Below are 9,343 nucleotides of genomic sequence, written 5' to 3'. Positions count from 1 at the left end.
CAGACCGAGACCGAGCGCTGGCAGGCCGTCGCCACCCAGGAGATGAGCCGGACCCTCCACCGGCTCAACGCCCCCGTCCACACCCAGCAGCGGAACCGCGCCGAGGCGGAGCGGGCCCGGGCGGAGGCGGAGCGGGCCCGGGCGGAGGCCGAGCGGGCCGGCGCCGAGGCCGAGCGCGCACGGGCGCAGGCCGAAGCCGCCCTGCGGCAGGCTGAGGCCGACCGGCAGCGGTTGGCCGAGGCCCTCACCGTCCTGCAGAAGTCCCTCGTCCCCTCGTCACTGCCCGCCGTACCCGGGCTGGAGGCCGCCGCCTACTACCACACCGCCTCCCCCGACCGGCTCGGCGGCGACTTCTACGACCTGTTCCCCCTCGACGACGGCCGCTGGGCGTTCTTCCTCGGCGACGTGTGCGGCAAGGGGCCCCAGGCCGCCTCCCTCACCTCGCTCACCCGCTACACCCTGCGCGCCGCGGCCCTGCACGACCCCGAGCCCGCCATGGCACTGGCCACCCTCAACGCCGTCCTGCACGAGCACTACGCCGCCGCGGGCGACCCGCGCTACTGCACCGCGGTCTTCGGCGTCGTCGAACCCGCCGACGCCGACGGCCGCGTCGGCGTGCGCATCGCCTCCGGCGGCCACCCCCCTGCCCTCGTCCTGCGCGCCGACGGCGGCACCGAGTACCTTCCCACCCCGGGCGGCCTGCTCATCGGCATCCTGCCCGACGCCCCGTTCACCACCGCCCGCACCACCCTGGCGCCCGGCGAGACGATCCTCCTCTACACCGACGGCCTCACCGAGGCCCGCACCGGCCCGACCCGGGAAAGCCTCTTCGGCGACGACGCCCTGCTCGCGTTCGCCGCCGACCACGCCCCCACCGCACCCGACGAGACGATCAGCGCCCTCACCGCACTGCTGAAGAGCTTCGGCGACGGCCTGGACGACGACACCGCTCTGCTCGCCCTCGGCGTCCCCGCCACCGACTCCCCCATCCGCCCGACGACGAACCCACGGCGATGAACCCACTGAACATCACCCACCGCGACGCGCCCACCGGCCCCGCTCTGCAGGTCGTCGGCGACCTCGACTACGAACACGCTCCCACCCTGCGCGCACGCGTGGAGTACCTCGCGCTGCGCCCCGGCCAGTGCCTGGTCATCGACCTGTCCGGCGTGGAGTTCTGCGACTCCAGCGGCATCACGGCCCTCCTCGCCGCCCGCCGCCACACGCAGGCCGCCGGTGCCGAGCTGACCCTGACCGCGGTGCCCGAGAACACCCTGCGCATCCTCGCGATCACGGGCCTCACCCAGATCTTCACCATCGTGTGAGGACGGGGCACCGAGCGGGCGCGGCCGACCGCCCCGGGGCCGGCGACGGCTCCGGGACGGTTCCGCGCGACGGCTCCGGGACGGCGAGTCCGAGCGCACGCAGCGGTTCGTCCGGGCACTCGCCCTGCGTCGACCACGTCCGCGGCGCGTACGACCGCGCCCTGGACGTGGGGAGCGCCGGAGCGAGCCGTCGTCAGGCCCCGGAGCGAGCGGCCGTCAGGCGGAACCACCCCGGCGGGAGGGCCTGGCGTGCCTCGGCCTGCGGATCCGGTCGTCCCGGACCACCGCCGCCCGTGGCCGCCGGTGGGGGTGCGCCGGGGACGGAGCCGTGGCGGCCAGGATCGCCGCCAGCACCAGCGGGCCGAGCAACAGCACGAGGTTCACGGTCATGTGCGCCTCCCAGGGGTTCCGGAACGGACACCGGCCGTCTGCCCCACACCCCCGGCCCCATGCCCAGCCGGCTCAGGCTCACCGCTGCCCGCCGTTACGCGGCGCGCCGGGCCGCCGTCACCGCTGGAACGGACTCGGCTCCCAGGCGTGCCCGCCGATCGGGTAGACGAACAGTGGCCGGCCCTTCACCGCGCTGGTGCGAAATGGCGTGCCGTGGCCCAGGTCGACCGGGACCGTCCCCTTCCGGTCGCCGCTCGACCACTCCAGTTCGAGGTACCAGCTCACCTCGTGCGAGGTGGTCTCGGCGGAGACCTCGATGACCTCCGGGTCGTTCTCGCTCACCTTGACCGGCAGACCGGTGCTGCCCTCGGTCACCACCGCCCGCGGGCGGGCCGCGTCCAGATCGAGGTCGTAGGAGTGGACGTCGACTCCGCTGCCGCAGCCCTCGCCCATGGAGTAGGCGTTCCAGGCGAGGGGAGGCCCGATCCGGACGACCCGGACGTTGAGCTTCGAGAGCACCACGGTGTCCTTGCCGGTGCCCTGCACGACGACCTCGATCGACTGGTAGTGACCGGGAACCGCGCCGACCCGGGAGACCCAGTCCGCCACGTCCGGCAGCTCGGGCGGGCGGGGGACCTCGGACGGCGGGCGGTCCACCACGTACTGGTCGCAGGCGGTGTCCCGGCCGGACGGCCGGACCGAGACCGTGAACGGGGGGCTCGTGTCCGCCCCGCCGGTCGGCCCCGGCGAGCCCGGACCTGCTCCGGCGGACGGGGAGGCAGGGTCGGAGGCGGAGACCGGGGCCGGGGCGGACACCGGGGCCGAGGCGGACGGCGAGTCATCAGCGCCCGGGGCCGGGGAGCCCGCGGACGACTCCAGCCCCGTGGCGACGGCCCCGACGGCGGCCAGCACCGCGGTGACCGTCACCGCGGCCAGGATTCCCCGCCGACGGACCCGCCTGAGTCGCTGCGCGGCCCCGGGAACCGGGTCCGGTCCGACGCGGTCGGCGACCACCGGCCCCACCTCGACGGCACCTCCCGGGTCCGAGGCCACCGACGTCACCGGGACCACCGGAGCCACCGGCGTCGCGGAGATCACCGGTGCCACCGGAGCGATCGGGGTCGCCGCTTCCGTCCGAGCCTCCGCCGGATCGGCCGGTCCGGACTCCGGTGACGTCCTGCTCCCCCGTGCCGCGTGGACGATGACCCACAGTCGGTACAGCTCGACGAGTTCCTCCGGCGTCGCCCTGCACAGCCGCGCGAGGAGGTCCAGCGGGGCGAACTCCGTCGGTACCACGTCGCCGGTGCAGTAACGGTGGAGCGTCGAGGTGCTCAGATGCAGCCTCTTCGCCAGCGCCCCGTAGCTGAGCCCCGAGCGGCTCTTCAGCTCCCCGAGCAGCCGGGCGAGCTCGTCCCGCTCCCCCATCTCCCCCAACCCCTCCGCCACCGTTCCTCCGCCCCGCTCTTCCCTGTCCGCAGTGCTCGCGCCGTACGGTCTCCGGCCGCTTCCGGCGGTCGGACTCGGCGCTGTGGCGCCCCGCCGCGGCCGGACCACCGTGAAGCGATCTTCGGAAGAGAAGCACGCCGCTCACCGTCCCACGGTTCCCGAGGCCGGTCGCGCCGTTGCGCCGTCCCGTGGACGCGTCCCAGGAAGGTTACGTCCTCCCAGCTCAAAGCCGGTAAAGCCGTCCCCGCGTCCCAGATCGCCCGGCCGCCGTTGCGGCTGGGACGAAGCGGCCGAGAAGCTTCCGGCGAACACCGAAGAGGAGCACAAGTGAGCACTGTTCAGGCACCCCGGACCGCGATACGCCCCGGCGACCGTTTCAACCGCGGCGCGGTGGCGCTGACGATGGGCGGCATCCTGCTGCTGACCGCGGCCTGCGGCGACGACGGGGGCAAGGGCGACGAGGCCCCCCGGGCAGCGGGCACCGCCGCCGCCGACGGGCCGGCGGCCACGGCCACAGCCACGGCCCTGCCCAAGACCTCGGCCGCCGTGCTGGACGTCGCGCCGAAGGACGGCGCCCGGGGCGTCGCACCGGACGCGCTCCAGGTGTCCGTCGCCCACGGCAGGCTCACCAGCGTCGACGTGACCGACAAGAACGGCAAGCCCGTCCCCGGCTCGATCAGTGCGGACGGCACCGGCTGGAAGCCCGCCGCCGCACTCGCCCCCGGCACCGCGTACACGGTGAGCGCCCAGGCGCTGGACGCCGACGGCCTCGCGGCCGCCTCCACGAGCACCTTCACCACCCGCACGCCCGACAAGCAGGTCTCCACCAACGACAACATCGCCGACGGCCAGACCTACGGCGTGGGCATGATCGTCAAGGTGGAGTTCAGCAAGAAGATCACGAACAAGGACGCCGTCGCCAAGGGCATCACCTTCGAGACTGACAACGGCACCGAGGTGAAGGGGCACTGGTTCGGCGACGACCGGCTGGACTTCCGCCCCGCCGACTACTGGAAGCCCGGTACCAAGGTGACGATCCACTACCGGCTGAAGAGCGTCGAGGTCTCGCCCGGCGTCTACGGCGACGTGGACAAGGACGAACCGTTCACCGTCGGCCGCTCCCAGGTCTCCACGGCCGACTCGGCCGCCCACACACTGACGACCGTCCGGGACGGCAGGAGCACCACCGTGCCCGCCACGCTCGGCGACGACAAGCACCCCTCGTGGGGCGGCACCATGGTGATCATGTCCAAGGAGAAGGTCACCCACATGAACTCCCGGACGGTCGGCCTCGGCGACGAGTACGACATCCCCGCCGCCCCGCACGCGATGCGGCTCACCAGCAGCGGCACCTACCTCCACGGCAACTACTGGTACAAGGGCGACCCGTTCGGCAAGGCGAACACCAGCCACGGCTGCGTCTCGCTCAAGGACGTGGAGGGTGGCAGCGACACCTCCGTCGCGGGGTCGTTCTTCAACAACTCCCTGATCGGCGACGTGGTCACGGTCGTGAACACCAAGGAGAAGACCGTGGCGCCCGACAACGGGCTGGGCGGCTGGAACCTCCCCTGGGCGAACTGGTAAGCCCCGGCGGCCGTTTCATCCCCCCAGGGAATCGCGTGCGCGGCGCACGGTCGTGACCGGCGGCTCCGTCGAGGTCCACGACGAGCTCGTCGACGGCCACCGGTACGCCGACCGCCACACCATGGAGATCGTCAAGGCCGACGGCTCCGTCGTCCGCATCGAGGTCTACGTCTTCGCCGAACTCGCCCCCGACGGCCGCTTCCGCCGCACCGAGGAGACCACCCTCATGCTCGAAGGCGCCGACGACGACCGGAACCCGGGCAGCGCCCGCTGACACCCCGCGCCGACCCTCGATCGTCTCGCCGGACCCGAGGACGGGGGCACCGCCCCGGGTGTGGCGCTCGCCTCCGGTGCGGAGCGAGCGCCACGCCCGGACCCCCGGTCAGCCCGGGAGGGTGTCGCGCAGGCGCTTCCTGTCCGGCTTGCCCACGGGGGTGAGCGGGATCTCGGGCACCAGGTGCAGGGCCTCCGGGGCGTAGATGCGGCCCTGGCGGGCGGTGACGAAGGCCCGGATCTCGTCCAGCTCCGGGCGGTGCCCCGGGGCGGGGACGACCACGGCGTGGACGTGTTCGGCCTGCTGGGCGTCGCGCAGGCCGAGGACGACGCACTCGGCGACGGCCGGGTGGGTGAGGAGCAGGTCCTCCAGCTCGGAGGGGTAGACGTGCCCGCCGACCACGATGATCTTGTCGGTAAGGCGGTCGGCCAGGTAGAGGAAGCCGTCCTGGTCGAGGTGGCCGATGTCGCCGGTGTTCAGCCAGCCGTCGCGCAGCACCTCGGCGGTGAGGTCGGGCCGCTTCCAGTACCCCGCCATGAGGGTGCGCGAGCGGACGTGGATCTCGCCCAGCTCACCGGCCGGCAGCTCGGCGCCGTCGCCGGACCGGATCGCCACCTCGACGCCCGGGAGGGGGCGGCCGACGGAGAGCCGGCCGCCGTGCCCGACCCGGTCGTGCTCGTGCGGGCCGAGGGCGGCGATGTTCTGCGCCTCCGACATCCCGTAGCCGCTCGCCAGGATCGGCCCGAACACCTTGATCGCCTCGCGGACCCGGGTCGGTGAGGCGACGCAGCCGCCGTACAGGATCCGCTCCAGGCTGGACAGGTCGGTGCGGGTGATCGCCGGGTGGTCCAGCAGCCGGTAGAGCAGCGGTGGCAGGACCCACAGATCGGTGATGCGTTCGCGCTCGACGGCGGCCAGCACCTCCCCGGGGTCGAAGGAGCGCTGCAGGAACACCGAACCGCCGTGGTACAGCGTCAGATCGGCCAGCACGCCCGCGAGATGGGCCAGCGAGGTGGCCGCCAGGAGGCGGCGCTTGTCACCCTGCGGGCCGAACGGGACGTCGAAGACCCTGCGGTAGGGGCCGTGCAGGCTGAGGATGCCCTTCGGGATGCCCGTGGTACCACCGGTGTGCCGGATGCCCAGGTCGTCGTCCGGGCCGACCCGCACGGCCGGGGGCTCGGCGGGCCGGCGGGCGGCGGCGGCGATCACGTCCTCACCGATCGCGTCCCCGCCGACCGGGTCCCCGCCAACCGCCTCCGGGCCGGGGCCCAGGGTCAGCACGGTCGGTACGTCGACCAGGGCGAGCAACTCGGGTGCGGTCGCGTACCGTTCGGCATCCACGAGGAGGACGGCGGTGTCGACGCTCGTGACGATCTCGGCGAGCACCAGGGCGCTCATGCCGTCGTACAGATTGACCAGCCGGGCGCCGGCGAGTCCGGCGGCGTAACGGGCGCTGAGCGCCTCGGGTGTGTTGCCGGTGAGCAGCGAGACGGTGGAGCCCCGGGTGACGCCCCGGGCGAGGAGTTCCTGGGCCAGGCGGTAGGTGGCGTCGACCAGTTCGCCCGCGGTGATCGTGGCACCGTCGGCGGTGGTGACGGCCGGCCGATCGGGGTCGCGGGCGAGGGACCGGAGGATCAGCGCGGGGGCGCTGACGAACTCCGCGTCGTACATGGCCACTTCTTCTTTGTAGTTTGCAACCATATCGACAGGCTAACCCCAACCCGGCTGCCGCGATGCCGATTCGGGGACGGGGAGCACACCGGACAGGCTCCGCTCCGGCCGGCCGGACGAACCCGTCCCATCCGCCGGGCAAGTGATGGGCAAGGCGCGGTAAAGGCTGTGCGCAGCTCCTTGAGGGATGCGACGGCCCGTCAGTAACGTCATGGCCACTTCAGCAGGTGGTGGGTCCGCCGACATCCCGCACGCATGTCACGGCCCCGACAGCAAGAGGCGCCCCCTCGGACCCAGGGCGCCCAGGACTCCCCGTACAGCGCGCCGCACCAGCCGGCCCGCGGCCGACCGCCGGGGCCGGCCCGCACATGCCGAGTACCGTCAGCACGGCCCGAGCCCGTACCGGCGCGCACCCCCGCCGGCACCGGCCGCGCCCTCGCCCCACGGAGGGTCGACCTTTGCGCCACCACTCCCCCCGCAGCGCGCGTCCGTCGCGGCCGCGCGGACTCCCCGCCGTCCTGCCCGCGCTCGCCGTGGCGGCCACCGGCCTGCTCGCCGTCGCCCCACCCGGCGCAGCGGCCGCCACCTCCGACGCGTCCGGACCGGCCTCCTCCGGGTGGACGGCCACCGGCACCGGCGACAGCTGTACCGGCATCCAGCTGCTCGGCAATCCCGGCTTCGAGACCGGCAGTGCCGCGCCCTGGACCACGACCGCCGGCGTCATCGACAACGCCGGTCGCGAGCCCGCCCACAGCGGCGGCTGGAAGGCCTGGCTCGGCGGCTACGGGTCGTCCCACACCGACACGCTGTCCCAGTCGGTCGCCCTCGCGGCCGGCTGCCGTGCCACCCTCGGCTTCTACCTGCACGTCGGCACCGCCGAGTCCGGGGCGACCGCGTACGACAGGCTGACGGTGTCGGCCGACGGCACCACGCTGGCCGCCTTCAGCAACCTCGACGCCGCTCCCGGCTACACCCTGCGCGGCTACGACCTGTCCGCGTTCGCCGGCCGGACCGTGACGATCACGTTCACCGGTACCGAGGACCCTTCGCTCCAGACCACCTTCACCGTGGACGACACCCTCGTCCGCACCTCCTGACAGCCGCCGGGGTGGGCCGCGGCACCCGGTCGCGGCCCAGACGGGCGTCCGCGCCCGGCACGGCGGACGGGCCGCGGGGACTCGGCCGGGCCGCGCTCTCACCTGCCGTATTCGCTCCATCACCCTCGGCGGCGGCTTGCTTCATGAGTCGAATGATCGACTGAGAAGGTGCTGCGGAATCCTTCGGATTCGGCGGGCCCTGGCGTACCTTCAAGGAAGCAGAGGCCAACCGCACAGTTTGTTCGTCCACTTGTTGAACTCAAGGCCGAGGGGTCAGAGGAGGGTTCCATGGTCAGCAGTACCGGCGACGGCCCGGTCCGCGGCGGGAGGCCCACGGCCAGGTCCGGCCGGACGACGGGGCGGATGTGGATCCGCACGTACCGGGTGGACGCCGACGGGCGGCCGCTGGACGCCGTCGAGCGGCGGGAGGAGTACGCGCCCGTGGCCCCGGTGCCGCTCGCCAAGAGCACCTGGCCGCCCTGCGCGTGCCCCCGGCACAGCGCTTCGCAGTCCGCATAGCTCCCCCGGGGCCCCGCACCGGCGACGCCGGCGGCGGCCGCCGGGCAGGTCCGGCGACCGCCGCTCACGAGGTGCGCCGACAGCGGCAGGCCTCCGGCCCGTGTCGGGTTCCGCAAGCTCCCTTTCCGGCTCGGGCGCCGGCTCAGTACTCGTTCTTGATGACGAAGTACGATCCGCGGATCGTCCCGGCGAGCTTCGACTTCTGGCGGGCGAACTTGAACCGCTGGGCGAGCTCCTCCGGGACGTCCATCCCGTCCGAGAGCTTGAACCCGACCGCTCGCTTCCTGGCGTCGTCGACGGTGTACATCACGTTGACCGACAGTCCGCTCTCGTAGAAGACGTAGGCCATCCGGATGTCCTCGACCTGGAAGGACGTGGCCTCCAGGGGCCTGGACGCGATGACGATCTCGCGTTCCTCCCGCAGGATCCGGTGCACCCAGTCGACGACCTCCGCGGCCTGGTCCGCGGGTTCCACGGTGAAGACGTGGTCGTACTTGTTCTTGAAGTAGCGGGCCTCGTTCGCCCGCAGGCCGGCGAGTGCGTCCGCGACGGGCGACGACTCCAGACCGACGGTCGATACGGTGCCGAAGTCCACGGCGTAGGTCATGGCGGATTCCTTCCCAGGGGCGCGGGCGGACGACAGGGGCTTGGGGCGGTCCGCGCGAAGGGCGAGGCCACGCCCCGAAGCGGCGCGGAACGGCTCGACCGGCGGGCGTGCCGTGCACTGGTTTCGCGCGCGGCTCCGGCGACGGAGGCGGGTCCTCGGCGGGCGCCGTCCGTGGCTCCGCCCCGCACCGCTTCACCGGCGCCGATCGTACTGGTCCGGAATGCTGCGGCCCCGGAGCGACCGACCGGCGTGTCCAGCGTGCGGTTAAGGACCGTTGATGCCGATGCCGCCGAAGTCGCGGGCCGGGATCCGCACCGGACCGCCGGGCGCCGAAGCCCGGCCGCTGGGGTACTGGCCGAACCCGCGGTTGACCTGGGAGGAGGCCATCAGCAGCACCAGCGCTCCGGCGGCGACCGCCAGCAGCTTGCCG

Annotated in this window: 9 protein-coding genes and 1 pseudogene; 6 read left to right on the top strand and 4 right to left on the bottom strand. The window is 73.4% G+C overall.

All coding sequences use genetic code 11. The annotated features are described in order from the left end of the window. The coding region (locus tag ABT263_RS38095; protein WP_352298358.1) for a PP2C family protein-serine/threonine phosphatase at nt 1–1,017 on the top strand (1,017 nt) is incomplete at its 5' end. Further along, nucleotides 1,014–1,325, top strand: coding sequence for an STAS domain-containing protein (locus tag ABT263_RS38090; RefSeq protein ID WP_329485233.1), 312 nt, complete (start codon nt 1,014–1,016; stop codon nt 1,323–1,325). The genes ABT263_RS38095 and ABT263_RS38090, both read left to right, overlap by 4 nt. A gap of 216 nt (nt 1,326–1,541) precedes the next feature. Here the strand turns inward: ABT263_RS38090 and ABT263_RS38085 are convergent, their stop codons facing one another. Together ABT263_RS38085 and ABT263_RS38080 are read right to left on the bottom strand one after the other, a co-directional pair. Then, nucleotides 1,542–1,715 carry a hypothetical protein gene (locus ABT263_RS38085; protein WP_352298355.1) on the bottom strand — a complete coding sequence of 58 codons (174 nt, stop codon included), beginning with the start codon at nt 1,713–1,715 and terminating at the stop codon, nt 1,542–1,544. Nucleotides 1,716–1,832: 117 nt separating this feature from the next. Further along, entirely contained in the window at nt 1,833–3,140 is a 1,308-nt protein-coding gene (locus tag ABT263_RS38080) for a helix-turn-helix domain-containing protein (protein ID WP_352298352.1), read from the bottom strand. Nucleotides 3,141–3,488: 348 nt separating this feature from the next. Here ABT263_RS38080 and ABT263_RS38075 point away from each other — a divergent pair, with 348 nt between their 5' ends. Continuing rightward, nucleotides 3,489–4,745 (top strand): L,D-transpeptidase, encoded by a 1,257-nt coding sequence (locus tag ABT263_RS38075; protein WP_352298349.1) that lies wholly within the window; start codon nt 3,489–3,491, stop codon nt 4,743–4,745. Between the two features lie 43 nt (nt 4,746–4,788). Next, nucleotides 4,789–5,019: pseudogene (locus tag ABT263_RS38070) on the top strand (nuclear transport factor 2 family protein); the annotation flags it as partial. Nucleotides 5,020–5,127: 108 nt separating this feature from the next. Here the strand turns inward: ABT263_RS38070 and ABT263_RS38065 are convergent. Then, entirely contained in the window at nt 5,128–6,720 is a 1,593-nt protein-coding gene (locus ABT263_RS38065) for an AMP-binding protein (protein WP_352298346.1), read from the bottom strand. 428 nt (nt 6,721–7,148) lie between these two features. Between ABT263_RS38065 and ABT263_RS38060 the strand changes: the two genes are divergently transcribed. After that, a complete protein-coding gene (locus ABT263_RS38060) occupies nt 7,149–7,787 on the top strand; it encodes a hypothetical protein (RefSeq protein WP_352298343.1) in 639 nt (212 codons plus the stop codon). 288 nt (nt 7,788–8,075) lie between these two features. After that, nucleotides 8,076–8,306, top strand: coding sequence for a hypothetical protein (locus tag ABT263_RS38055; protein ID WP_352298340.1), 231 nt, complete (start codon nt 8,076–8,078; stop codon nt 8,304–8,306). Between the two features lie 142 nt (nt 8,307–8,448). Here the strand turns inward: ABT263_RS38055 and ABT263_RS38050 are convergent, their stop codons facing one another. Further along, nucleotides 8,449–8,913 (bottom strand): DUF8821 family protein, encoded by a 465-nt coding sequence (locus tag ABT263_RS38050; RefSeq protein ID WP_352298337.1) that lies wholly within the window; start codon nt 8,911–8,913, stop codon nt 8,449–8,451. Between the last annotated feature and the right edge of the window lie 430 nt (nt 8,914–9,343).

Source organism: Kitasatospora sp. NPDC001603 (assembly GCF_040298365.1).
Classification (GTDB): domain Bacteria; phylum Actinomycetota; class Actinomycetes; order Streptomycetales; family Streptomycetaceae; genus Kitasatospora.
This window is presented reverse-complemented; position numbering and strand designations above follow the sequence as displayed.

What these genes read in the sequence shown, in the direction of transcription:
- ABT263_RS38090 (WP_329485233.1), top strand. Translation starts at nt 1,014, where the DNA reads ATGAACCCACTGAACATCACCCACCGCGACGCGCCCACCGGCCCCGCT.
- ABT263_RS38085 (WP_352298355.1), bottom strand. Translation starts at nt 1,715, where the DNA reads ATGACCGTGAACCTCGTGCTGTTGCTCGGCCCGCTGGTGCTGGCGGCG.
- ABT263_RS38080 (WP_352298352.1), bottom strand. Translation starts at nt 3,140, where the DNA reads ATGGGGGAGCGGGACGAGCTCGCCCGGCTGCTCGGGGAGCTGAAGAGC.
- ABT263_RS38065 (WP_352298346.1), bottom strand. Translation starts at nt 6,720, where the DNA reads ATGGTTGCAAACTACAAAGAAGAAGTGGCCATGTACGACGCGGAGTTC.
- ABT263_RS38055 (WP_352298340.1), top strand. Translation starts at nt 8,076, where the DNA reads ATGGTCAGCAGTACCGGCGACGGCCCGGTCCGCGGCGGGAGGCCCACG.
- ABT263_RS38050 (WP_352298337.1), bottom strand. Translation starts at nt 8,913, where the DNA reads ATGACCTACGCCGTGGACTTCGGCACCGTATCGACCGTCGGTCTGGAG.